Below are 23531 nucleotides of genomic sequence, written 5' to 3'. Positions count from 1 at the left end.
CCCATGGACGGCGCCTCATCTGACGGGAGTTTCACCGACGACCATCATGGCACATCGATGCCGCTTCGGGGCGCCGTCCACCCCATCACCGGCCCCAAACTTTGGTGTGCAAGGGAACAGGAACGAATTGCGCTTTTAGCGGCTCGCCACTTCCGCACGCGGCTTGCGCGCAATTCGATCCAGTCCCCGCCGATCATCCCGCCTTGCGCGCGACGATCACCGCTTCCTGCCCCTCGGCGAAGCGGAAAATTTCCGCGCGCATGCCGGCGTCGTCAAACGCCTGCGCAATCTCCACCGCGCGCAACAAATGATTGCCCTGCACGTGCTCGGTGAGATTTTGGAAGGCAAAACCTTGCCGCGCGGGCGTGCGCAATTGGGCGCGATCCTCGGGCCAATCCGGCTCCCAGATCGCCGCGGCGCCACCGGGTTTGAGGGCGTCGCGCAGCCGCGCCGTGAAGCGTTCGATCCCCGCCTCCCACACGTGATGCAGCGCCCGGTTCATCGCGATCAGATCGGCTTTTTCGTCGAGCGCGAACGCATGCAGATCGCTCTGCACAAAGCTCAGGCGGTCGCTCATGCCGGCCTGTTCCGCCAAGGCGCGGGCCTGCACAATATTGCCGTCGAACCCGTCGACGCCGACACCGCGCAACAGCGGCCGGTCGCGCAGCAGGGCGCGCAAATACCAGCCGTTGCCGCAGCCGAGATCAACAACGAGCCCGCCGCGCGCCGAAACTTCGGCAAATACGGGCAGGTTCGGCGCGATCGCCTTGCTGAACAGCCGCGAGAACGAGCCCTCCAGCATCGGGCCGAACAGCGGCCCGAGCGTTTCGCGCTCGAACATCACGGCTTCGCCGGGACGGGCGCCGTCGCGCATGAACAGAGCCGCGCGTTCCGCCATATGCAGGCTCATCATGGCGTGACCGGCGACCGGCATCAGCGTGTCCTCGCTCTCAGGATCGAGCGCCGCCCCCATGTCCGACAGCGAAAAACGGTCGCCGTCCGCCTCGAGCAGGCCGAAGGCATAGGCCGCGTCGCACCAGCGCCGGACATAGGCTTGATCCATGCCGGCCGCCTGGGCCAGCGCGTCCGATGACGCCGCGCCCAGCCGGCGCAGCGCCGAAAACAGCCCGTTGGCCACACCGATATAACCAAGGCCCAGCGTCTGCGCGCCGCGCGTCATTTCGCGGAAACGGGTTTTGAGATCGCTCATCGACTCACCTGACAACAGGGTAATCGTAGCGCGCCCAGCTCGAAATGCCGCCCCCCAAATGCCCTTCCGCGTTCAAACCCATTTTTTCCGCGCGGCGCAGCGCGTTCTTCGAGCGCATGCCGGAGGCGCAGTAAAAGATGATCGGCTTGTCCTTCGGAAAATTCGCCGCCGCCTGGTCGAAGCGCGACAGCGGCGCGTGGATCGCGCCGGGAATGTGGCCGCCGGCCCATTCATTGTCCTCGCGGACATCGACCAGCACATGCGTGTTCTCGCCAAGGAGGTCGCGCAATTCGCCGGGATTGAACGTCTTGACGTTTCCGCCGGCGCCAAACAGCCATCCGAACATGGTTTCCTCCCTTACGCCGTCACCGGGCCGCCGGCGGCCTTCCAGGCGGACATGCCGCCGACGAGGTTTTGCACATCGGTAAAACCCATGTCGAACAGGGTCTTGGCGGCGAGCGTCGAGCGGCCGCCGCTGGCGCAATAGACGATCATGCGCCGGGCGGCGGCGAGTTCCGGCTTGTGCATCGGGCAGTCCGGATCGGCAAAAAATTCGAGGAACCCGCGCGGCGCGGAAAAAGCGCCGGGGATGACGCCGGTCGCGGCTTCGGCGCCCTCGCGCACATCGACGAACAGGACCGAAGGATCGTCCACCAGCGGCAGCGCGTCATGCACGGAAATCGTCGCGATCTCCGCGTTCGCCTCCGCGAGCATGGCCTTAAATCCTTTTTTCAGCGGCGGGGTCAGGGTCATCTGGAACTCCTTGGGTTTTGGGGCAGAAGGACGAGGCCAGGACCTCGATGAACCGACTCACATTCTCGTTGGCGAGCCGGTAGGTGACGGTCTGGCCGTGGCGGCGCGCCACCACGAGCCGGTCGTGGCGCAGATGGGCGAGCTGCTGCGACGCTTGCGCCAGGGGCGCGCCCGCCGCCTCCGCCAGTTCGCCCACGGAGGATTCGCCGTGGGCCAACGCGCAGAGCAGGCGCAGGCGCGTCGGATTGGTGAAATTTTTTAAGAATTCGCTCGCCGCCTCGACGGGAAGCGCGTCGTGCTTGACAACCATGCCTCTGTATTCTCATATATGCGAATATTTGTAAAGGCCGCTCCCATGCACAGTCTCCTCCGATCCGCCGCGCTCCCCCTGCTGCTCGCCACCCTTCCCGCATGGGCCGGGGAAATCACGGTGAGCCCGCAGACGGTTCCCAACATGAAGGCGATCTTCGGCCAGGCCGAGAGCCGCGACATCGTTCCGGCGCGCACGCGCATCGGCGGCACCATCGTCCAGCGCAATGTCGACGAGGGCGCGCAGGTGAAGGCCGGCGACGTGATCGCCGTGGTCGCCGACCAGAAACTCGCGCTTCAGGCGCAATCGCTCGACGGCCAGATCAGCGCGCTGGTTTCGCAAATGGAGAATGCCGAGGTCGCGCTGAAACGCGCCCAGGACCTGCTGAAAAGCGGATTTACGACGCGAGCCGCCTATGACCAGGCGAAAACCAATGTGGACGTGCTCGCCCACCAGCTCGATTCGATGAAGGCGCAGCGCGCGGTGGTGGCGCAGCAGACGCGCGAAGGCGAGGTTCTGGCGCCCAAGGACGGCCGGGTCTTGACTATTTCCGTCGTGCCCGGCGCCGTGGTCCAGCCCGGCGAGCCCATCGCCCGCGTCGCCGCAGGAACGCTTTATTTGCGCCTCGCCCTGCCCGAGCGCCATGCGCCGCTGCTGCAATTGGGCGCGCCCGTCAAAGTCGCGCCGCGCGTGGCCGGCGGTCCCTCGCGGATGGGCAAAATCGTGCGCATTTATCCCGAACTCGACAATGGCCGCGTCATCGCCGACGCGGAAGTGGAGAACATCGACAATTATTTCGTCGGCGAGCGCGTGCGCGTGTTCGCGCCGGTGGGAGAACGCACCGCGCTTGTGATCCCACGCGCCGCCGTCGCCACACGCTCGGGCGTCGATTATGTGAAGCTGGCCCGGGCGGACGGACCGCTGGATGTCGCCGTGGTGTTCACCGATGCGGCCGATCCGCAAAACGTTGAAATTCTTTCCGGCCTGAAGGCCGGCGACCGGATCGTGACGCCATGACCGACATGAATGAAAAGAAGAGCCTCGGCCTCGCAGGCGCGCTGACCAAAACTTTTATCAATTCGCCGCTCACCCCGCTGCTGCTGATCGCCGCGCTGGCGCTTGGCCTGCTCGCGCTGATCAATCTGCCGCGCGAGGAAGAGCCGCAAATCTCCGTGCCCATGGTCGATATCATGGTGCAGGCCAACGGCTTGCGCGCCGAAGATGCGGTCAAGCTGGTCACCGAGCCGCTGGAAACCATCGTCAAAGGCATCAACGCCGTCGAGCACGTCTATTCCAAGACCTATGACGACAAGGCGATGATCACGGCCCGTTTTTTGGTGGGCACTTCGACCGACGCCGCCATCTTGCGCGTTCATGAAAAAATCCGCGCCAATATGGACAAGATTCCCGCGGGCGTGCCGGAGCCGCTGATCGTCGGGCGCGGCATCGACGATGTCGCCATCGTCACGCTGACGCTGACGCCGAAACCTGAAGCGGCGGACCGCTGGACGGCGGGCGCGCTCACCGATGTCGCGCGCGAATTGCGCACCGAACTGGCGAAGCTGGAGGATGTGGGCCTCAGCTACCTGGTCGGCGACCAGCAGCAGGAAATCCGCATCGAGCCCGACCCGGCAGGGCTCGCGCGCTTTGGCGTGACGCTGCAACAGCTCGCCGCCAAGGCCCAGGGCGCCAACAGCGCCATGCAGCTCGGCCTGGTGCGCGAAGCCGGCATGCAGGTGGAGACGCTGGCCGGGCGCACGCTGCAAACCCTGCCCGAAATCGGCAATTTGCTGATCACCACACGCGACGGCCGCCCGGTCTATCTGCGCGACGTCGCCAAAGTGTCGTTCGTCGACGCGCCAAACGAAACGCGCGTGACTCATGTCGCCCGCACCGAGGACGAGCTGCGCACAACACCGGCTGTGACCATCGCGCTGGCCAAGCGCGCCGGCGCCAATGCCGTGGTGATTTCCGAGCGCATCGTCGAACAGCTCGAACATCTGAAGGGCTCCACGGTCCCCGCCGATATCGAGGTGAAGGTCACGCGCAATTACGGCGAGACGGCCAATGAAAAGGCCAACGAGCTGCTGTTCCATCTCGGCCTCGCCACCGTGTCCATCGTGCTGCTGGTCGCCGTCGCCATCGGCTGGCGCGAGGCCATCGTCGTCGCGGTCGTGATCCCCACCACCATCCTGCTGACGCTTTTTGCGGCCTGGATCATGGGCTACACGCTCAACCGCGTCAGCCTGTTCGCGCTGATCTTCTCGATCGGCATTCTGGTCGACGACGCCATCGTCGTCATCGAGAATATCGCCCGGCACTGGGCGATGCGCGACGGACGCACGCGGATGCAGGCGGCCATAGACGGCGTCAGCGAGGTTGGAAACCCGACCATCGTGGCGACCCTCACCGTGGTCGCGGCGCTGCTGCCGATGCTGTTCGTGTCGGGGTTGATGGGCCCGTACATGAGCCCGATCCCGTCCAACGCCTCCGCCGCGATGATTTTCTCCTTCTTCGCCGCCGTGATCATCACCCCGTGGCTGATGCTGAAAATCGCCGGCAAGGCGCCGCTGCATCATGGCGAGGCCGCCGGCGGAGGGCGTATGGGCGCGTTCTACCGGCGCGTCGCCGCGCCGGTGCTGCGCAGTCGCAAATCGTCGAAAAAATTTCTGACCGCCGTTGGAATCGCGACGCTGGCCTCGCTCAGCATGTTCTATTTCAAGCTGGTCACCGTAAAGCTGCTGCCGTTCGACAATAAGCCGGAGCTGGCCATCGTCGCCGACCTGCCGGCGGGAACATCGGTCGAGGAGACCAACCGCATCCTGGCCGACGCCGTACAGCGGCTGAAGGATGTGCCGGAAATCCAGTCGTTCGAGACCTATGCGGGAACGGCGGCGCCGTTCAACTTCAACGGCTTGGTGCGCCACTATTACATTCGCACCCTGCCTCAGACCGGCGACGTGCAGATCAACCTGTCGCCCAAGGACAAGCGCAAGCGTCCCAGCCACGAGATTGCGCTGGAAGTCCGCGAAAAGCTGAAGGGCATCGCCCTGCCGCCGCGCGGTTCGCTCAAAGTGGTCGAACCGCCGCCGGGCCCGCCGGTGCTCTCCACCCTGCTCGCGGAAGTCTATGGTCCCGATGCCGAGACGCGCCGCGCGGTGGCGGCGCAGATTCGCAAAGCTTTTGAGTCCTCCGACTTCATCGTCGATGTCGACGACTCCTTTGGCGTGCGCGCGCCGCGCCAGCGGGTGGAGATCGACCAGGATTCGCTCGAGTTCTTTGGCGTGCAACAGAGCGACGTGTTCGACACGCTGCGCCGGCTCTATGGCGGCGATGTCGTCGGCTATTCGCATCGCGGCGGCCGCCAGCCGCTGCCGATCCGGCTGGCGCTGGCGAAAAACCATCGCGAGCTGAACGAACTGGCGCTGACAACGCCTGTTCCCGCCAACAGCCTGCCGGGCAGCCGCTCGATCGTCGAACTCGGCGACGTCACCCGCGTGACCACGGAGCTGTCGTCCTTCCCCATCTTCCGCCACAACGGCCGCGCGGCGGAAATGGTGATGGCGGAGCTGGCCGGCGCTTATGAAGCGCCGCTCTACGGCCAGCTCGCGGTCTCGGCGGCGCTGGACAAGATGCAGTGGTCGGAAGGGACGCCGAAGCCCGAAATCATCCTGCACGGCCAGCCGCTCGACGAGAGCAAGCCGAAGCTGCTGTGGGACGGCGAGTGGGAAGTCACCTGGGTCACTTTTCGAGATATGGGCGGCGCCTTTTTGGCGGCGCTGGTCGGAATTTATATCCTTGTGGTGGCGCAGTTCCGCAGTTTCAAGCTGCCGCTGGTGATCCTGACCCCGGTGCCGCTGACCTTCATCGGCATCATGCTGGGCCACTGGCTGTTCCACGCCGCCTTCACCGCGACCTCGATGATCGGCTTCATCGCGCTCGCCGGCATTATCGTGCGCAATTCCATCCTATTGGTGGATTTCGTCCGCCACGGCGATTCTTCGCAAGGGCTGAAACACCTGCTGCTGGAGGCTGGCGCGATCCGCTTCAAGCCGATCCTGCTCACCGCTTTGGCGGCGATGATCGGCGCGGTGACCATTTTGTCGGACCCGATTTTCCAGGGCCTGGCGATCTCGCTGCTGTTCGGTCTCGCCTCCTCCACGGCGCTGACCGTGCTGGTCATCCCGGCGATCTATGTGGTGCTGCGCGGCGGCGAAAAATACGACGCGACCTGATCAGTCCAGCGCCTGCGCGGCGTCCGCGTCGACGAACAAAAAAAGTTCGCCGACCGGACGCAAATGCGCCGCCGGCAGGGCGCGGTCGCCCTGAAGGAGGCGCGCGAGAACCGCGCTCTTTTCGGCGCCGGTGATGAGAAAGGCGACGCGGCGGCTGCTCTCGATCGCCGGATAGGTCAGCGTGATCCGCGCAAGTCCGCTGGCGTCCTTGGTCGCCGCCGTCCAGCCATGGCGCTCGCCAAGCGCGGCGTCGCCGGGAAACAACGAGGCGATGTGGCCGTCCACGCCGAGCCCGAGCAGCGTGACGTCGAACAACGGCCGCGCGAGGGTGAGATGCGCGGCGCCGTGGAAGGCCATGAGATCGTGCTGGTAGGCAAGCGCAGCGGCTTCCGCGCTTTGCGCGCGCGTGTCGACGGGATGGATGTTTTGGGCGGGGATGGGCGCGCGCGCCAAAAAAGTGTCGCGCGCCATGCGGAAATTGCTGCGCGGATCGTCGGGCGCAACAAAACGTTCGTCCCCCCAAAACATATGCGCGCGGGGCCAGGGAAATTGATCGCGAAACGGCGGCGCCGCGAAGCGCTCGTAAAGCGCGCGGGGCGTGGCGCCGCCCGCGAGGGCGAGGGCGAACGCGCCCTCCGTCTCCAAGGCCAGGGAAAGCAGCCATTGCGCCGCCCGCGTCGCCACGGTTTTGGGGTCGCCCAGCACTTCGAGCGTGTATCCCGGCTCGACCCCTTCAGACATGGTCATGCCTCGATGGGCAGCCAGCGCCGTCCCTCGCGCGCCAGCAGCGCGTCGGCTTGCTCCGGGCCGGCGCCGCCCGAGGCATAGGCGGGCACATCCGCATCCTCCGCCCAGGCGTCGAGCACGGGTTGCACGATGCGCCAAGTCTGCTCCACCATGTCGCCCCGCATGAACAGGGTCTGGTCGCCAGTCATCACGTCGTGGATCAGGGTTTCGTAGCCGATGTTCGGCTCCTTCGGGAACCAGTCATCGTAGCGAAACTCCATGCGCACCGAGGCGAGGTCCATCGCCGGTCCCGGCCGCTTGATCTCGAAGCGCAGCGAAATGCCTTCGTCCGGCGCGATGCGCAGATGCAGCCAGTTCGGTCGCATCTCATCCACGCAATCGCGAAACGGGGTGGACGGCGCCGGCTTGAAGCGGATGGCGATTTCGGTCAGCCGCTTCGCCAGGTGTTTTCCCGTACGCAAATAGAAGGGGACGCCCGCCCAGCGCCAATTGTCGATTTCAAGCCGCATGGCGACATAGGTTTCGACGCCGGAGTCTTGGGCGACATTGGGCTCGTCGCGGTAGCGCTGCTTGGCGCGCCCCAAAACTTCGCCGGGGCCATATTGGCCACGCACGGCGCAATCCGGCGCGACCTCGGGGATGGCGGCGAGAACCTCGGCCTTTTTCGCCAGGATGTTGGGCGCGTCAAAACGCACCGGCGCCTCCATCGCCACCATCGACATCAGGGTCAGCAAATGATTGGGCAGCATGTCGCGCAGCGCGCCGGTCTGCTCATAGAATTTCCCACGGGTTTCGACCCCGACGGTTTCGGCGGCGGTGATTTGCACGTGATCGATGCGGTCGCGATTCCAGATCGGCTCGAACAGACCATTGCCGAAGCGAAACGCCATAATGCTGCGCACCGTGTCCTTACCGAGGAAATGATCGATGCGAAAAATCTGATCCTCGCTGACGATTTTTTGCAGGCGCGCGTTGAGGTCGCGGGCCGAGGCGAGGTCGTGGCCGAACGGCTTTTCGATGACGATGCGACGCCAGTGTTTTTGAACGCCCTCTTCGTCCAGGGGCTGGTCGAGGAGATGCGCGGCGCTGAGATTTTGCGTCACCGTGCAAAAGAGCTGCGCGGCCACGGCGAGATAGAAGATCGCGTTGCCCCGCGTTTCCGGCATAGCGTCGAGCTGGCCGCGCAACGCCTCGTAAAAGCCGGGATCGGAGAGGTCGCCGGGAAAAAAACGCATTCTGTCGGCGAGGCGGCGCCAGGCGGTCTCGTCGATGGCGCCGCCGATATATTTCTCCAAGGAGCCGCGCAGGTCGTCGCGCCACGCCTGCGTCGTCGTGCGCCCGCGCGCGACGCCGATCAGGGCAAAGGACTCAGGCAGCGCGTTGGTGCGCGAAAGATTGTAGAGCGCCGGGATCACCAGCCGGTGCGTGAGGTCGCCGGTGGCGCCGAACAGGACCAGCGCGCAGGGGTCGGCGGGCCTCGGCGCGCGGCGCGGCGGCGCGGCGACCATGCGCGCCCTGCAGGTCCGATCCATTCACCTCTCCTTGCCGGATGCGACATCGGCCACGGCCTCGACCGCCTCGCGCCCGCCTTCGACATGGCGTCCGAAGCCGAAGCGCAACGCCGACAAAAGCTTTTCGCCAAACCCATGCGCGCGCCGCGAGCGGAACCGCGCATAGAGCGCGGCGGAGAGGACATTTGCGGGGACGGCCTCCTCGATGGCGGCCTCAACCGTCCAGCGCCCTTCGCCGGAATCCTCGACCACGCCGGAAAAATTTTCGAGATGCGGGTCCTTGGCGAGCGCCGCCGCCCCGAGGTCGAGCAGCCAGGAGGAGATCACGCTGCCGCGCCGCCAGACCTCGGCGATATCGGCGAGGTCGAGATCGAAACGCTCGTGCTCCGGCAGGCCTTCCGCGTTGCGGTTGCGCAGAATGTCAAAACCTTCGGCATAGGCCTGCATCAACCCGTATTCGATGCCGTTATGGACCATTTTGACGAAATGGCCGGCGCCCGAGGGGCCCGCGTGAATGTAGCCGCGCTCGGCGCGGGGGTCGCCGCTTTCGCGACCGGGCGTGCGCAAGATGGTTCCGGGGCCCGGGGCCAGCGCGGAAAAGATCGGGTCCAAATGTTTGACCGCCGCCTCCGGGCCGCCGATCATCAGGCAATAGCCGCGCTCAAAGCCCCAGACGCCGCCGGATGTGCCGCAATCCACATAGGCGACGCCTTTTTCGGCGAGCGTTTTTGCCCGCGAAATGTCGTCCTTGTAAAAACTGTTGCCGCCGTCGACGAGGATGTCGCCGGGCGCGAGCAGCGCGGCGAGACCATCGACCGCTTGCTGGGTCACCGGGCCGGCGGGCAGCATCAGCCAGATGGCGCGCGGCGGCGCCAGCTTTTGCGCCAGTTGCGCGAGGGACTCGGCGTCGGTGGCGCCCTGCCCGACCAGCGCGGCCCGGGCGGAAGCGTCGCGGTCATAGACGACGCATGCGTGGCCCGCCTTCATCAGGCGGCGGGCCATGGCGCCGCCCATCCGCCCCAGTCCAACCATTCCGATCCGCATGAAAACCTCCGGACGGCAAACGCCGGAGGACGCCATGCGGTTCAGCCCGCGTGCGCGGCGCGCTGCTTTTCCAGGGCGGCGAACAGCTTGTCGAAGGCGTCGACAAATTGCTTCACGCCATCGTCGAGCAAGTCGCGCGTGATGTCCTCAAGAGAAATGCCGCGGTCGCGCAGCTCCATGAGCACGGCCCTTTCCCGCCTGACCCCCGAAAACTCCTGCTGGATGGCGTTGCAAACGACTTCGCCGTGGTCGCGAAAGGCGTCCAGGGTTGCGGGCGGCATGGTGTTGACCGTATCCGGGCCGATCAAGGCGTCGACATAGAGCGTGTCCTTGTAATCAGGATTTTTCACGCCCGTGGAGGCCCAGAGCAGGCGCTGCGTCTGCGCCCCCGCGCGGGCCAGCGCATGCCAGCGCCGCCCCTCGAAAATGTCGAGGAAACGCCGGTAAGCCATGCGGGCGTTGACGATCGCCGCGTTGCCGCGCAGGCTTCCGGCCAAGGTTTTGTCGGCAAGCGCGTCGAGCTTCTTGTCCACGGCCGTGTCGATGCGGCTGACGAAAAAGCTGGCGACGCTGGCGACGCGCGAGACATCGCCGCCGCTTTCGCGCAAATCCTCGAGCCCGGCGATATAGGCGCGCGCCACCTGCTCGTAGACATCCACCGAAAACAGCAAGGTGACATTGACGTTCACGCCCGCCGCGATCAGGCGCCGGATCGCCGGCAGGCCGGCAGGCGTCGCCGGAACCTTGACCATCAGATTGGGACGGTCGACCGCCTTCCACAGCCGCTGCGCCTCCGCAACCGTCGCCTCGGTGTCATTGGCGAGATGGGGCGAGCATTCCAGGCTGACATAGCCGTCGCGCCCGCCGGTGTCGCTGTAGACGGGCGCGAGCACATCGGCGGCGGCGCGGATGTCGGCGAATGCGAGATGCTCGTAGATGTCGCCGGCCTCGCGATCGCCGCCGCGCAGGAATTCCTTTATGGCGTCGTCATATTCGTCGGATTGCCCGATGGCTTTTTCGAAAATGGAAGGGTTGGAGGTCACGCCCTTCACGCCATCCCGCGCGACCATTTCCGCAAGATCGCCGCGCGCGACAAAACTGCGCTTGAGATAATCGAGCCAGGGCGCCTGCCCGCACCCCTGCAATTCCTGCAGCGGGTTCACGCGCCGCGGCTGCGATGGGTTCAAGGGATTCATCGCGCTTTCTCCTGCTTTTTAGCGGCTTGCATCTGGCGCCGCGCGGCCTCCGCAACCGCCTCGCGTGTAAATCCGAACCTTAGCATGAGATCGGCGGCGGGCGCAGAGGCGCCGAAATCGCACATCGTGATTTTGGCGCCGGTCGCCCCGACATAGCGGTCCCAACCGAGCGGCGAAGCGGCCTCGACGCAGACCCGCGCAGTCACTTCCGGCGGCAAGACCTCGTCGCGATAGGCGCGGTCCTGCTGCTCGAACAGCTCCCACGAGGGCATGCTGACGACGCGGGCGGCGATGTTCTCGCGGGACAGGTCGTCAAAAGCTTGGAGGCAAAGATGGACCTCGCCGCCTGTGCCGATCAGGATCACCTCCGGCGTCGCGCCTGTTTCCGCCAGCACATAGGCGCCGCGCGCGACGCCCTCGGCGGAGGCGTAGCGTGTGCGGTCGAGCGTCGAGATTTTTTGCCGGCTCAGGATCAGGCACGTCGGCTGGGTCTGGCGCAGCGCCACCCGCCAGGCCGCCAAGACCTCGTTGGCGTCGGCCGGGCGAAGCGTGATCAATCCGGGGATGGCGCGCAACCCGGCCAATTGCTCGATGGGCTGGTGGGTCGGTCCGTCCTCGCCGAGTCCGATGGAATCGTGCGAAAAAATGTAGATCACCGGCAGGCCCATCAGCGCGCTCAGCCGGATCGCCGGCTTTGCATAGTCGGAGAAGATCAAGAAGGTCGAGCCGTAAACCCGCAGTTTTGACAGCGCGAGTCCATTGAGCGCCGCGCCCATGGCGTGTTCGCGAATGCCGAAATGCAGGTTGCGGCCGCCATAGGAGCCGGGTTCAAAATCGCCGGCGCCGTCAAAGCTCAGATTGCTTTTTGTGGACGGCGCGAGATCCGCCGCGCCGCCGACCAGCCAGGGGATTTTGCCGGCAATCGCGTTCAGAACCTTGCCGGAGGATTCGCGCGTGGCGAGGCCCTTCGCATCGGAGGCAAACGCGGGCAAATCGCTGTCCCACCCCTCGGGCAATGCGCCGGACAACATCCGGTCGAGCCGGGCCGCGAGATCAGGGTGCTTGTTGCGATAGGAGTCCATGCGCGCGAGCCACTCCTGGCGCAGGGCGCCGCCGCGCATCCCTTTGGCGAAATGCGCGCGAACGCCGTCGGGAACAAAAAATCTTTCGTCCTCCGGCCAGCCATAGGCGCGCTTGGCGAGCCGCACTTCCTCTTCGCCCAAAGGTTCGCCATGGGCGGCGCTGGTGTCCTGCTTGTGGGGGGCGCCGTAGCCGATATGGCTCTTCACCTGGATCAGCGTGGGCGCGTCCTGCGCCGCGCGAAACCGCGTGAGCGCGGCGGCGACGGCATGAAAATCGTTGGCGTCGGCGACGCGCTCGACGTTCCAGCCCAGACTGCGAAAACGCATGGCCACGTCGTCGCCGAAGGCGAGTTCGGTGTGGCCCTCGATGGTCACCTGGTTGTCGTCGTAGATCCAGCACAGATTGCTCAGGCGCAGATGGCCGGCAAGCGAGGCCGCCTCATTGCTCACCCCCTCCATCATGTCGCCGTCGCTGCACAGGGCGTAAATGTCGTAATCGAACAGGTTTAAGCCCGGCCGATTGAAACTCTGCGCCAGCCAGCGCTCGCCCATCGCCATGCCCACCGACATGCCGCAGCCCTGGCCCAGCGGCCCGGTGGTCGCCTCGACGCCGGTGGTGATGTGGTGCTCGGGATGGCCCGGACAGAGGCTGTCGAGCTGGCGAAAATTCTTGATGTCGTCGAGCGAGACGGCGGGTTCGTCGGCGCCGTGCTTTTTCACGCCGGCGAGATGCAGCGTCGCATAGAGCAGCATGGAGGCGTGGCCGGCCGAAAGCACGAACCTGTCGCGGTTCGGCCAGGCGGCGTCTTCGGGATCGAAGCGCAGCGCGTTGCGCCACAGCGCGTAAATGACCGGCGCCAGCGCCATCGGCGTTCCCGGATGGCCTGATTTCGCCCGCTCCACCGCATCCATCGACAGCGTGCGGATCGTGTCGATGCAGAGCTGGTCGAGATTGGGCGCGGTTCTCGCCTGCGCGCGGCGCGAAGCCGTCGGCCCGGCGCGGGCGGACGGGGCTTGCGGCGTCGCGCTGGGCGCGTGTTTGCGATTGGGCATGAGGATCTCCGCGTTTTCGCCCCCGGCTGCGCAACGCTTTGCCGGCGCCGGCGGTTTCGCTGATCGCGCGGCTTTTTCATCCCGGAGTTTCCATGCCCTCGGCCATTGAAGATTACGGATTGATCGGCGATTGCGAGACCGCGGCGCTGGTGGCGAAGGACGGCTCCATCGACTGGCTGTGCTGGCCGCGCTTCGATTCCGGCGCCTGTTTCGCCGCTTTGCTCGGCGACGCCGACAACGGCCGCTGGCGCCTCGCCCCCGCCGATCCCAAGCCGACGGTCACACGACGCTACCGGCCGGACACGCTGATCCTCGAAACCACTTTCGTCACCCAAGAGGGCGAGGCCACCCTGATCGACTTCTTTCCGCTGCGCGCCGGCGCGTCCTCGCTGGTGCGGCTGGTCCGGGGCGAGCGCGGCGCCGTGCGCATGCGCTGCGACCTCACCCTGCGCTTCGATCACGGCGCCGCAATTCCCTGGGTGCGCCGCACCGCCGACGGCGCCTGGCTGGCCGTGTCCGGACCCGATCAGGTGGCGCTGCACACAGCGGTGGCGCTGCGCGGCGAGGGCATGACGACGGTTGCGGAATTCACGGTTCACGCAGGCCACACCGCGCCCTTCGTCCTGAGCTACGCGCCCTCGCACCTGCCCGTTCCCGACCCGGTCGACGCGTTCCAGGCCTTGCGGGACACCGAAGCGTTCTGGCGCGACTGGGCCTCCGCCCACCACAAGCATGGCCATCCCGACGCCTGGCGCGACGCGCTCGCCCGGTCGCTGATCACGCTCAAGGCGCTGATCTACGCGCCGACCGGCGGCATTGTCGCGGCGCCGACCACCTCCCTGCCGGAAAAAATCGGCGGCCCGCGCAACTGGGACTATCGCATCTGCTGGCTGCGCGACGCCACGCTGGCCCTGCTCGCCTTCATGAACGCCGGCTATTACGAGGAGGCGCGCGAATGGCGCAAATGGCTTTTGCGCGCGGCGGCCGGCAGTCCCAGCCAGATGCAGATCATGTATGGGCTCGCCGGAGAAAAACGGCTCACCGAATGGGAGATTCCCTGGCTGAGCGGCTACGAAGGCTCCAAACCGGTGCGCATCGGCAATGCCGCCTCGGAACAATTGCAGATCGACGTCTATGGCGAGGTGATGGACGCGCTGCACCAGGCGCGCATCGGCTCCTTGCGCAATCCCGGGGAAGGCTGGGATTTTCAATGCGCGCTGGTGGAGCATTTGAGCAAAATCTGGGAGAGCCCGGACGAAGGCATTTGGGAGGTGCGCGGCGGGCGACAAAATTTCACCCATTCCAAGGTGATGGCCTGGGTGGCGATCGACCGCGCCATCCGCAGCGCCGAAAATTTCGGCTTGGACGGCCCGCTCGACCAATGGCGGGCGCTGCGCCAGCATATGCACCGCCAAGTCTGCGAAAAGGGTTTTGATCCCGAAATCGGCGCCTTCGTCCAGACCTATGGCTCGAAAAATCTCGACGCCAGCGCCCTGCTCATCCCGGCCGTCGGCTTTTTGCCGCCGGACGATCCCCGGGTGACCGGCACAATCGCCGCCATCGAGCGGCGGCTGATGCGCGACGGTTTTGTCATGCGCTACCACACGCACGAAACCGATGACGGCCTGCCGCCGGGCGAAGGCGCTTTTCTCGCCTGCAGCTTTTGGCTCGCCGACGCCTATGTGCTGACCGGCCGGCGCGCCGAGGCGAAAAAACTGTTCGAGCGACTGCTGGCGCTGCGCAACGATCTTGGCCTGCTCTCCGAGGAATACGACCCCGGGGCCAAGCGTTTTCTGGGGAATTTTCCCCAGGCCTTTTCCCATATCGCGCTGGTCAATACGGCGCACAACCTGCTCAGCCAGTCGCGCCCACGGCCGCATGGCGCGCGGCCGCCGCCGCATGGGCGGGCATAAGACCTTGCCCCTTGGCGCGCCAATGACTTTATATAGGTCAGCTCGAACTGGAGAAAACGATGAGCGAGGAATGGCAGTTTCAAATCCGCGCCACCCTGACGGACCGCGCGGCCGAATTGATTTGCGAAGGCGGCGCCGCGCCCGAACTCGAGCCGCTCGTCTCCGTCGCCGAACGGCATAACGCGCAGATCCGCAACCAGTACGAGGCCTTCGCCGAGTTCGTCGCGGAGGCCGAGGCCGCCGGCGAGACGCAGAGCCCGCTGTACAAATGGACCAAGGTCACCATCGAGGACCCGGTCAAGGTGGCCAAGCACAAGAAGATCGTCACTTTCTATGTGAACGGCGACGAGGTTTACGCGAAGGACGCCGCGGAGGCGCTCGAAGCCGATTTGAAACCGCTGGTGGGCGGACCGCTGGTCGCCAAAATCAACAAATACGACTCCAACCCGGCCAACAATCCGCAGCCGCCGGCGCATCTGATGTCGTGATGCGCGCTGCGCCCCCGAGAGCCTTTTCGAGCGAAAAAGCTCAGGCGCGGGGGCGCAGCCGCACCTTCATGCCCCCCGGCGACATGACGAAGCCGTAGACTTCCTTGACATCCTCCGGACGCCCGCGACGCTCGACCTCGAAATTCTTGTAGAGCAAGGCGAGAATCGTGTTCATCTCGATCAACGCCAGCGATCGTCCGGGACACATGCGCGGTCCCGAGCCGAACGGGATGAGCGCGCTGAGATCATGCGCCCCGGCTGGCGGCTCCAGCCAGCGCTGCGGCATGAAGGCGCCGGCGTCAGTGAAATGCGCGTCGGAGACGGCAGCCGGCCGGGAAAGAACGGTCACCAGGGTTCCGCGCGGAATTTCGATATCGCCGAGGCTGGTGTCGACATTCGCTTCGATGACGGAAACGGGCGCCACGGGTCGGAGCCGCATCGCCTCATTGGCGACGGCGCCGGCGACCGTCAAGCCATTGGCGGCATCGAGGTCGCCGGGCGTGGGCGCCCCGCCGAGCAGGCTGTCGGCCTCGTCCCTGAGGCGGCGCGCCCATTCCGGGTGATCCGCCAACAGGTGAATCGCCCAGGCGGCGGAATTGGCCGTCGTGTCCTCGCCAGCCAGGACCAGGCCGAACAGGTTCCAGATGATCACCTCGTCGGAAAAGCCGGCGCCGTTCTCGTCGGTCGCATTGACCATCGCATCCAGGAAGGTCGACGCCGCCGCGCCCTTTGCGGCGCGTTCCCGCGCGGCGGCGAGCGATTGGGACAGCCATTCAAGGGTTTCCGCCATGCAGCGGTCGAAGTGGCGGTCGCGCGGCAGCTTCACAAAGCGCCAGGTCGGGAAAAACGTCAGAATCCGCCGCGACCACGTGGGAAAAATCACCGCCAGACGCTTGTTGATGGGGTCGTCGTCCTGCTCGACCGTGTTGGCGTCATGGCCGAAGACAATCAGCGCGGCCACGTCGACGGTGAAGCGCTTGAGTTCGTCGAGAATGTCGAGGTCGCCGCCGTCCGAGGCGAGGCGTCGCCAGCGCCGAATGAGGCGCTCGGCGACGATTTTGATATGCGGATAGACTTGCCGCACCTGGCGTTGGGAGAGCGCCGCGACCGTCAGTTTCCTGTGAAGGCGCCAGGCGTCGCCTTCGGCGTTGAACACGAAGCGCAAGCCGGTCTCGGCCAGGACGCGGTCCATCTTGCTGTAACGCCGAAACGTCTCGGGGCGCTGGCGCAGCGCCTCGTGGATGAGGCCGGGATCGCTGATCGCGACGGCGCGGGCGCCCCCCATTCTGTACGTATACACGGACCCATAGCGGGCCGCCCAGCGCTCGAGAATAAGATGCGCCGAGGTGGGATCGAGTTGATGAATGTTGCCAAGGAAAGGCAGGGGCCTGGGACCCGGCAAGGCGCTCACCTTGCGCAGCGCCGGCTTGTTCTTGACGTCTTTCCTGAGGCTCGAAATGTCAGCATAAATGTCGCCGCGCCGTTCGACGACCGGACAGGACGACAGGCATTCCGGTCCGCCCACCCGATGGCCCGACGCGAGTTCGAAGCGCCAGCGGTGATTACGGCAGACGAGATGATCGCCTTCCAGTTCGCCTTCGCCGAGGAGAGCGCCAAGGTGCGGGCAGCGGCCATCAAAGGCGCGCCACCCGTTGGCGGTGCGAACCACCGCAAGGTCGACCCCCTCCGCCGACAGGGCGAACGGGCCCGGTCCCTCGAGATCGCCAACGCTTGCAATCCGCTTGAACGACGCAATGTCCATGGCTCACCTCCGTCGAGGGCGACCGTGATCGAAAGGACTGACAGGCCCCCGATGAGATAACATGTTCGAGGCGCAAGAGGCGCCATCAACGGCGAACGCTCGCGCCGACGGATTCGCCTCTCATTTTCCTAAGGCGCTGACGAAAATTTTCTTTTTTGCTCCGCAGACCCGCGGCTACGTCGTTCAAATCTTCTTGCGCCGGTCAATGCCCGGCCGGAGCAGCGGCGCCGAGCTTCACCTTTCGCAGCAGCAGGGCGAGCGGAATGGCGGAGAGCGAGATCAGCATCAGCGTCCAGAACACATCGATATAGGCGAGCAGCGACGCCTGCTGTTGCGCCTGGTCGGCGATATAGGCGAAGGCGCGCGCCTTCGCGTCCGCCGCGCCGGCATGGGTGGCGAAATAATGCGTCGCCTCCTGCACCGTCTGCTGATAGCCGATGTCGGAGGGAATGGTCTGTTCCGACAGCCGGCTGAGATGAAATTGCTGGCGATGCGCCAGCACGTTCGACGCCAGCGACACGCCGATGGAGCCGCCGGTGTTGCGCGCCGCATTGAGCAAAGCCGAGGCCATGTCGGTCTTGCCCGCGGGCACGCCGTCATAGGAGGCGGCGGTGATCGGGATGAAAATGAGCGGCAGGCCGATGCTGATCACCATGCGCCAATCGGCGAAGAACCAGAAATCCACATCGCCGGTCAGGCCCGACAGCCCGTACATCGACAAGGCGCAAACCGCCGCCCCCGTCGCGATCAGATATTTGGGTTGAACGCGCCGCGACAATTGCCCGACCATGAACATCATGCCCATGGCGACCACGCCGCCCGGCGACAGAGCGAGGCCGGCCCAGGTGGCGGTATAGCCGAAATCCTCCTGCACCATTTGCGGCATGAACTGCGTCGTCGCCAGCAGGATGGCGCCGGTCGCCATCATGACCACGAAACAGGAGCCGAATTGGCGGCTCGCCAGCATGCGCAGGTCGATCAGCGGGTCTTTCTGCTTGAGCTCCCAAGGGATCAGCGCGATGAAGGCGAGCGCCGAGAGCGCCGTGAAGGTCACGATGAAACGCGAGGCGAACCAGTCCTCGATCTGGCCGCGATCGAGGATGACTTCGAGCGAGCCCAGGAAACAGGCGACCAGCACGAAGCCGACCCAATCGAAACGGATTTTTGTCACCGGCGGCGTCTCGCGGATCAGCGCGTAGATCAGCCCCATGGACAGCAAACCGACGGGTCCGTTGATGAGAAAGCACCAGTGCCAGGACAGATTGTCGGAGAGCCAGCCGCCAAGCGTCGGCCCGACCACCGGCGCCACGACGACTGCGACGCCGAACAAGGCGAAGGCTTGGCCGCGCTTTTGCGGCGGAAAGCTGTCGGCGAGGATGGATTGCGCGACGGGCACCATGCCGCCGCCGGCAAACCCCTGCATCAGCCGGAACAGCAACAAAGATTGCAGATTCCAGGCGAAGCCGCACAGCACCGAGCTGACCGTGAACAGGCCGAGGCAGAACAGAAAAAAGCTCTTGCGGCCGAATCTCTGCGCGAAAAAGCTGGTGGCGGTGACGATGATGGCGTTGGAGACGAGATAAGTGGTGACCACCCAGGAGGATTCATCGGCGCTGACGCCGAGGCTGCCGGCGATATAGCGCAAGGCGACATTGGCGATGGTGGTGTCGAGCACTTCCATGAAGGCCGCGAGCGCCACGACAATGGCGATCAGCCACGGATTCACCCCTTCCGCGAGCACCGGCGCATTGGCGCGCTCGCTCATGACGAATGCGGTCCCCTTCCGCGCAAGCGCTCGTAAAGCGAGGGCGCGGGATCGACGCGCACGCTGGGCACGACCGACATGCCGGGGCCGAGCACGATGTCTTCGGGCGGATCGTCCAGCACGATCTTCACCGGCACGCGCTGCACGATCTTCACGTAATTGCCGGTGGCGTTCTGCGCCGGCAGCAGCGAAAAGGCCGTGCCGGAACCCGGCTGGATGCTGGCGACATGGCCGGTGAATTCCCGGTCCGGATAGGCGTCGACGCTGAGCATGACCTTTTGGCCGGGACGCATGGAATCGAGCTGGTTTTCCTTGAAATTGGCGGTGACCCAGATTTCATCGGGCACGAACATGGTGAGATTGGTTCCGGCGGCGGCGAATTCGCCGGGAAGCGCGGTGAGATTGACAATGCGCCCCGGTTCGGCGGCGGTGACGCGGGTGTAATCGAGATTGAGCCGCGCCTGATCCTCTTGCGCCTGGGCCTGCGCGAGACTGGCCTGGGCGCTCTGGCGCTGCGCCTTGAGCGCATCCACCTGGCGGCGCGCGACCTCGACGCCGGCCTGCGCGGTCTTCACCGCCGCCTCGCTCTGCGCGGATTGCGAGACATATTGCTGCTCGTTCTGCACGGTGCCGGCGCCGCGCTTGGCGAGCTCGGCATAGCGCTTCGACTGCTGCTGCGCGAAGGCGAGCGCGGCCTGCGCCTGCTCCACCTGCGCCACGCTGGCGGCGATTTGCGCCTGCTGCACGTCGATCTGGGCGTCGATATTGCCGATATTGGCCTGGGCCACCCCCACTTGCGCCTTGGCCTGGTCGAGGGCGGCGCGATAATCGCGGTCGTCGATGCGCGCGATCAACGCGCCTTTGGCCACCTTCTGATTGTCGGTGACGGGAACTTCGGCGACATAGCCCCCGACCTTGGGCGCCAGCGGAATGGCGCGCGAGGCGATGAAGGCGTCGTCCGTCGATTCGAAATGCGCGGATTGGTCCCACCAGAGCCCGCCCGCCCCGAAGGCGGCGGCGAGCGCCAATCCGGCCAGAGCGGAGAGGATCGGGCGCCGGCGGATCAGGCCGCGCGTGTCCTGGGGTTTTTCGCCCTTCGGCGGCGGGGAGGCTGGCGCCGCAGGGGCGAGCGACGGGCCGGGCGCTTCAGCTTTTTCCGTCAAGGCGTTCGGACCCGGCGCTTGCAAACCTGCGCCTTTGTCCTCGGCGAAATCCTGGTCCTTGAGCATAAGGCATTCCCATTCTCGACGCGCGGCCTGCGCGGCAATTCTCACGAATCATCGTTTGGTGGTCGTGAGATGGGGCCGCGCGGCGCGCACGTCCAGTTCAACTTGAGCGCTTTAAAGCCTAGGCGCGTTTGCTGGCGCGCCAATGGCCGGAACAGGCGCGCGTCGGCGAGGTCCAGGCGCCGGACCCTGCCGCGCCCGTCAGCTTGCCGCTCGCGGAGACGCGATGGACGCCCTGCGTAACCGTGAGTCTGACGCGACCTTGCGGGTCCACCGCCCCCGAGGTCTGCACGAACATGCCGCCATCCGCGATCCGGTCGGCGGCGACGCCGACATCCCAGGACAGCGAACGGTCGCAATCGCCCTTTTCCGTGACGAGCTGGACGGCCCATTTGCCGTCATAGGCGCCGCCGGCGAGGGCGGGCGAGGACAAGAGGACGGCGAGAGCGAAGGAGACAGACTTCATGCGGCAGGGAGCCTTTGGCGCTGAGAGACAGGGCAGAGAGAAAGGGGAGTCCGGCGCCAGGCGGGAGCTTCGGCAAAACGGGGGCTGCTGCTGGCGCGTGGTGAATAAAAGGTAAATGTGATCAAAAAAAGGTGTGCGTGGAACTTTTCACCACGTTGCGAATCTTATGCGTTCATCTGAATTTGTGGATTGCCATGCCCTCGCTGTTCTTACAAAAAAGTCGCGGTTTTAGCGAAAAGCATGCTTTGACCGTCACCGGCGCCGGCCCCAGCGCGATCGTGCTCGGCAATGGTTTTGGCACCAGGCAGGATTGCTGGGCGCCGCTGCTGCCGCTGCTCGAAGCCCGCCATCGCGTCGTGCGTTTCGACTGGGCGGTGGACGCCAAGCATTATGACACGGCCCGCTATTCCACGCTCGACGGCTATGTCGAGGACCTGCTCGCCGTGGTGCGGATCGGCGCGAAGGGACCGTGCGCGCTGATCGGCCATTCCATGAGTTCGATGATCGGCATGCTCGCCGCCAAGCGCGAGCCGGAGCTGTTCAGACACGTCGTGATGATCGCCCCAGCGCCCTGTTTCATTCGCGACGCCAACTACGACGCCGGCTTTACACAAGAAGAAATCGACGCGCTGTTCGAGTCGATCAGCGACGACTATCTCGCCTGGACCGCCGCCTTCGCGCCGATCGCCGTCGGTCCCTCGCATTCCGCCGCCATCGACGATTTTCGCGAGGAATTGCGGGCGTTGCGTCCGGATATCGCCCTGACCATGGCCCAACTCCTGTTTTCGATGGACCTGCGCCCCGAGCTTGACAGCTATACGACCCCGACCACCATCATCCAGCCGAGCGCCGATCCGGTCGTGCCCGTGGCCATCGGCGAATTTTTGGCGGCGCGCTGGCCGCAAGCCGAACTGGTGGTGATCGACAGCGCAGGCCACCTCCCCCATGTCACGGCGCCCGAAAAAGTCGCGGCGGTGCTGGCGCGCGTGCTCTAGTTTTTCAGGTCGCGTTTGGAACCGCCCTCGTCGCGCGCGGTTCAGCCGTTTCCTGCATTGCGAGGCCCGGCATGCCCACGCGCGTCATTCATCTCATCAATCCGAAAACCGACTCGCTGACGACGCGGCCGATCTATTTCAACCGGGCGCTTTATTCGCCGCTCGCCGGCCTACTTGCCGTCGCCGCCTGCATCCCGCGCGACCAATATGAAGTCGTGCTCACCGACGAAAACATCGAGACCGTGGATTTTGATCTGAAGGCGGACATGGTTGGGATTTCCGCCATGACCTCCTACGTCAACCGCGGCTACGAAATCGCCGACGCCTTCCGCGCCAAGGGCGTGCCGGTAGTGATGGGCGGCGTTCATCCGAGTTTCATGGCGCAGGAGGCGCTTCAACACTGCGACGCCGTGGTGGTGGGCGAGGCGGAGCTGGTGATGGACCGGCTGCTCGACGATTTGCGCGCCGGACGCCTGCGCGGCCTCTATCGCGCACAAAAACTGCATTCCATGGTCGGCATGGCCATGCCGCGCTACGACCTCCTCAAAAAACATCGCTATGTGAACAAGACCTTTGTGCAGACCTCGCGCGGCTGCCACACCGGCTGCACGTTCTGCGCGGAACCGCTGATGAATGGGCTGAAATTCCGCTACCGGCCCGTGAACGAGGTGATCGCCGAAATCGAGGCCTGCGGCTCCAAAAACATTTCCATCAACGACGCCGATTTCTTCGGCACGCCGGAACGCCCCAAGGAAGTGATGCGCGCCTTGCGCGGGCGCGGGATCAAATGGCAGGCCGGCGTCACCTCGAAACTCGCCGAGGATGAGCGCATGCTGGAGCTGGCGGCGGAAAGCGGCTGCACCATGCTCAGCATCGGCTTTGAGTCGATCTCGCGCGACACGCTGAAAAGCGTGCACAAGCTCGTCAACCAGCCCGACCATTTCGCGGCGCTGGTCAAGAAAATCCAGAGCTACGGCATTTCGGTGTTCGGCCTGTTCATGTTCGGCTTCGACGGCGACGATCCCCAGGTGTTCGGCGCGACGACCGGTTTTAACATCGGCGCCGGTTTCGACGCCTGCGCATTTTCGGCGCTGACCCCCTACCCCGGCACGCTCACCTGGTACGAGATGAGAAAGGCGAACCGGATTTTTTCCTACGACTGGACCATGTACGACCAGGGCCATGTGGTGTTTTCGCCGGCGCAGATGCGGCCGGACCAATTGCGCGCCGGGGTCGACGAGTCCTACAAGCAATTCTATTCCGCGAATTCGATTGCGCGCCGGTTTCCGTTCACGGGCAAGCGCAGCCGCGCGCAATGGCTTGTCTACAATCTGTTCATGCGCAAGGCGGCCCGCGCCGAAAACCTGGACCCGGCGCCGATGACGCCGGAACCCGAATGCGCGCCGAATCCACCGATCCTGCCGCTGAAGCGCGAATGGCGCGACGCCGTGCTGGAGGGTTTGCCCGAGCCGCTGCGCCAGTCGGCGGAGTAACCCGTAGCCCTCATGCTGAGGAGCGGCCGAAGGCCGCGTCTCGAAGCACGAGGGCGGTCGACGGATGCGTCAGGACCGAGCTTGTCCCGACCATCCACGCCGACCCGCGGGACCAGGTGACGAGCAGTGACGAGCGCCAAGCCCAACGCCCTGCCGTCATTGCGAGCGAAGCGAAGCAATCCAGGGATCAAGCAAGCGTCGCCTGACCCTCGCGAATGCCCAAAAAGCCATTTTGTGAAAAGTGAAAATGGCCCAAAACGCAAAAACTTGAAATCAGGCAAA

At 65.2% G+C, this 23531-nt stretch carries 19 protein-coding genes; 6 read left to right on the top strand and 13 right to left on the bottom strand.

What is annotated here, in order from left to right; all coding sequences use genetic code 11:
• Positions 1 to 193 precede the first annotated feature (193 nt).
• Genes M2320_RS18425 through M2320_RS18410 form a run of 4 tightly spaced genes read right to left on the bottom strand, consistent with a single transcriptional unit; the run spans position 194 to position 2273 of the window.
• Positions 194 to 1210 carry a class I SAM-dependent methyltransferase gene (locus tag M2320_RS18425; protein ID WP_264598522.1) on the bottom strand — a complete coding sequence of 339 codons (1017 nt, stop codon included), beginning with the start codon at positions 1208 to 1210 and terminating at the stop codon, positions 194 to 196.
• A gap of 4 nt (positions 1211 to 1214) precedes the next feature.
• Positions 1215 to 1556, bottom strand: coding sequence for a rhodanese-like domain-containing protein (locus tag M2320_RS18420; protein WP_184424840.1), 342 nt, complete (start codon positions 1554 to 1556; stop codon positions 1215 to 1217).
• Positions 1557 to 1567: 11 nt separating this feature from the next.
• Complete coding sequence (locus tag M2320_RS18415; RefSeq protein ID WP_184424838.1) at positions 1568 to 1963, bottom strand: rhodanese-like domain-containing protein; 396 nt, start codon at positions 1961 to 1963, stop codon at positions 1568 to 1570.
• Complete coding sequence (locus M2320_RS18410) at positions 1929 to 2273, bottom strand: ArsR/SmtB family transcription factor (RefSeq protein ID WP_264598521.1); 345 nt, start codon at positions 2271 to 2273, stop codon at positions 1929 to 1931. The genes M2320_RS18415 and M2320_RS18410 overlap by 35 nt, the downstream gene beginning before the upstream one ends.
• Positions 2274 to 2318: 45 nt before the next feature.
• Between M2320_RS18410 and M2320_RS18405 the strand changes: the two genes are divergently transcribed.
• Both M2320_RS18405 and M2320_RS18400 read left to right on the top strand, forming a co-directional pair.
• Positions 2319 to 3290: an efflux RND transporter periplasmic adaptor subunit gene (locus M2320_RS18405; protein WP_184424834.1), complete on the top strand. Its 972-nt coding sequence runs from the start codon at positions 2319 to 2321 to the stop codon at positions 3288 to 3290.
• A 5-nt stretch (positions 3291 to 3295) separates the two neighbouring features.
• Positions 3296 to 6508, top strand: coding sequence for an efflux RND transporter permease subunit (locus tag M2320_RS18400; protein WP_264598524.1), 3213 nt, complete (start codon positions 3296 to 3298; stop codon positions 6506 to 6508).
• Here M2320_RS18400 and pgl read toward each other — a convergent pair whose 3' ends face one another.
• The 5 genes from pgl to tkt are packed head-to-tail and all read right to left on the bottom strand — an operon-like array spanning position 6509 to position 13141.
• Complete coding sequence (pgl, locus tag M2320_RS18395; protein ID WP_264598520.1) at positions 6509 to 7249, bottom strand: 6-phosphogluconolactonase; 741 nt, start codon at positions 7247 to 7249, stop codon at positions 6509 to 6511.
• Between the two features lie 2 nt (positions 7250 to 7251).
• Complete coding sequence (gene zwf, locus M2320_RS18390; protein WP_264598519.1) at positions 7252 to 8787, bottom strand: glucose-6-phosphate dehydrogenase; 1536 nt, start codon at positions 8785 to 8787, stop codon at positions 7252 to 7254.
• On the bottom strand, positions 8788 to 9810 hold the full coding sequence (gene gnd / locus M2320_RS18385; RefSeq protein WP_264598518.1) for a phosphogluconate dehydrogenase (NAD(+)-dependent, decarboxylating): 1023 nt from the start codon (positions 9808 to 9810) through the stop codon (positions 8788 to 8790).
• A 41-nt stretch (positions 9811 to 9851) separates the two neighbouring features.
• Positions 9852 to 11006: a transaldolase gene (tal, locus tag M2320_RS18380; RefSeq protein WP_264598517.1), complete on the bottom strand. Its 1155-nt coding sequence runs from the start codon at positions 11004 to 11006 to the stop codon at positions 9852 to 9854.
• Positions 11003 to 13141, bottom strand: a complete 2139-nt coding sequence (gene tkt, locus M2320_RS18375; RefSeq protein WP_264598516.1) for a transketolase — start codon at positions 13139 to 13141, stop codon at positions 11003 to 11005. Before tkt ends, tal begins: the two co-directional genes overlap by 4 nt.
• A gap of 92 nt (positions 13142 to 13233) precedes the next feature.
• Here tkt and M2320_RS18370 point away from each other — a divergent pair, with 92 nt between their 5' ends.
• On the top strand, positions 13234 to 15054 hold the full coding sequence (locus M2320_RS18370) for a glycoside hydrolase family 15 protein (RefSeq protein WP_264598515.1): 1821 nt from the start codon (positions 13234 to 13236) through the stop codon (positions 15052 to 15054).
• A 59-nt stretch (positions 15055 to 15113) separates the two neighbouring features.
• Positions 15114 to 15542, top strand: coding sequence for a hypothetical protein (locus M2320_RS18365; RefSeq protein WP_264598514.1), 429 nt, complete (start codon positions 15114 to 15116; stop codon positions 15540 to 15542).
• A gap of 40 nt (positions 15543 to 15582) precedes the next feature.
• Here the strand turns inward: M2320_RS18365 and M2320_RS18360 are convergent, their stop codons facing one another.
• From M2320_RS18360 to M2320_RS18345, 4 genes are all read right to left on the bottom strand, one after another.
• Complete coding sequence (locus M2320_RS18360; RefSeq protein ID WP_264598513.1) at positions 15583 to 17304, bottom strand: cytochrome P450; 1722 nt, start codon at positions 17302 to 17304, stop codon at positions 15583 to 15585.
• A gap of 202 nt (positions 17305 to 17506) precedes the next feature.
• Positions 17507 to 19069 carry a DHA2 family efflux MFS transporter permease subunit gene (locus M2320_RS18355; protein WP_264598512.1) on the bottom strand — a complete coding sequence of 521 codons (1563 nt, stop codon included), beginning with the start codon at positions 19067 to 19069 and terminating at the stop codon, positions 17507 to 17509.
• Positions 19066 to 20298: an HlyD family secretion protein gene (locus M2320_RS18350; RefSeq protein ID WP_264598511.1), complete on the bottom strand. Its 1233-nt coding sequence runs from the start codon at positions 20296 to 20298 to the stop codon at positions 19066 to 19068. The genes M2320_RS18355 and M2320_RS18350 overlap by 4 nt, the downstream gene beginning before the upstream one ends.
• Before the next feature lie 118 nt (positions 20299 to 20416).
• The gene (locus M2320_RS18345) at positions 20417 to 20761 is read right to left on the bottom strand and encodes a hypothetical protein (protein WP_264598510.1); all 345 of its coding nucleotides are present in this window, start codon (positions 20759 to 20761) and stop codon (positions 20417 to 20419) included.
• Between the two features lie 194 nt (positions 20762 to 20955).
• Between M2320_RS18345 and M2320_RS18340 the strand changes: the two genes are divergently transcribed.
• The gene (locus M2320_RS18340) at positions 20956 to 21756 is read left to right on the top strand and encodes an alpha/beta fold hydrolase (protein ID WP_264598509.1); all 801 of its coding nucleotides are present in this window, start codon (positions 20956 to 20958) and stop codon (positions 21754 to 21756) included.
• Between the two features lie 71 nt (positions 21757 to 21827).
• Positions 21828 to 23249, top strand: a complete 1422-nt coding sequence (locus M2320_RS18335; protein WP_264598508.1) for a B12-binding domain-containing radical SAM protein — start codon at positions 21828 to 21830, stop codon at positions 23247 to 23249.
• The last annotated feature ends 282 nt before the right edge of the window (positions 23250 to 23531 follow it).

Origin of the sequence: Rhodoblastus acidophilus (genome assembly GCF_025961575.1) — a bacterium.
GTDB lineage: Bacteria > Pseudomonadota > Alphaproteobacteria > Rhizobiales > Beijerinckiaceae > Rhodoblastus > Rhodoblastus acidophilus_C.
The sequence above is the reverse complement of the archived record's forward strand: the minus strand, read 5'-3'. Positions and strand labels throughout refer to the sequence as shown.

Coding starts and splice junctions, on each gene's coding strand:
- M2320_RS18425 (WP_264598522.1), bottom strand. CDS start 1,210: ATGAGCGATCTCAAAACCCGTTTCCGCGAAATGACGCGCGGCGCGCAG.
- M2320_RS18420 (WP_184424840.1), bottom strand. CDS start 1,556: ATGTTCGGATGGCTGTTTGGCGCCGGCGGAAACGTCAAGACGTTCAAT.
- M2320_RS18415 (WP_184424838.1), bottom strand. CDS start 1,963: ATGACCCTGACCCCGCCGCTGAAAAAAGGATTTAAGGCCATGCTCGCG.
- M2320_RS18410 (WP_264598521.1), bottom strand. CDS start 2,273: ATGGTTGTCAAGCACGACGCGCTTCCCGTCGAGGCGGCGAGCGAATTC.
- M2320_RS18405 (WP_184424834.1), top strand. CDS start 2,319: ATGCACAGTCTCCTCCGATCCGCCGCGCTCCCCCTGCTGCTCGCCACC.
- M2320_RS18400 (WP_264598524.1), top strand. CDS start 3,296: ATGAATGAAAAGAAGAGCCTCGGCCTCGCAGGCGCGCTGACCAAAACT.
- pgl (WP_264598520.1), bottom strand. CDS start 7,249: ATGTCTGAAGGGGTCGAGCCGGGATACACGCTCGAAGTGCTGGGCGAC.
- zwf (WP_264598519.1), bottom strand. CDS start 8,787: ATGGATCGGACCTGCAGGGCGCGCATGGTCGCCGCGCCGCCGCGCCGC.
- gnd (WP_264598518.1), bottom strand. CDS start 9,810: ATGCGGATCGGAATGGTTGGACTGGGGCGGATGGGCGGCGCCATGGCC.
- tal (WP_264598517.1), bottom strand. CDS start 11,006: ATGAATCCCTTGAACCCATCGCAGCCGCGGCGCGTGAACCCGCTGCAG.
- tkt (WP_264598516.1), bottom strand. CDS start 13,141: ATGCCCAATCGCAAACACGCGCCCAGCGCGACGCCGCAAGCCCCGTCC.
- M2320_RS18370 (WP_264598515.1), top strand. CDS start 13,234: ATGCCCTCGGCCATTGAAGATTACGGATTGATCGGCGATTGCGAGACC.
- M2320_RS18365 (WP_264598514.1), top strand. CDS start 15,114: ATGAGCGAGGAATGGCAGTTTCAAATCCGCGCCACCCTGACGGACCGC.
- M2320_RS18360 (WP_264598513.1), bottom strand. CDS start 17,304: ATGGACATTGCGTCGTTCAAGCGGATTGCAAGCGTTGGCGATCTCGAG.
- M2320_RS18355 (WP_264598512.1), bottom strand. CDS start 19,069: ATGAGCGAGCGCGCCAATGCGCCGGTGCTCGCGGAAGGGGTGAATCCG.
- M2320_RS18350 (WP_264598511.1), bottom strand. CDS start 20,298: ATGCTCAAGGACCAGGATTTCGCCGAGGACAAAGGCGCAGGTTTGCAA.
- M2320_RS18345 (WP_264598510.1), bottom strand. CDS start 20,761: ATGAAGTCTGTCTCCTTCGCTCTCGCCGTCCTCTTGTCCTCGCCCGCC.
- M2320_RS18340 (WP_264598509.1), top strand. CDS start 20,956: ATGCCCTCGCTGTTCTTACAAAAAAGTCGCGGTTTTAGCGAAAAGCAT.
- M2320_RS18335 (WP_264598508.1), top strand. CDS start 21,828: ATGCCCACGCGCGTCATTCATCTCATCAATCCGAAAACCGACTCGCTG.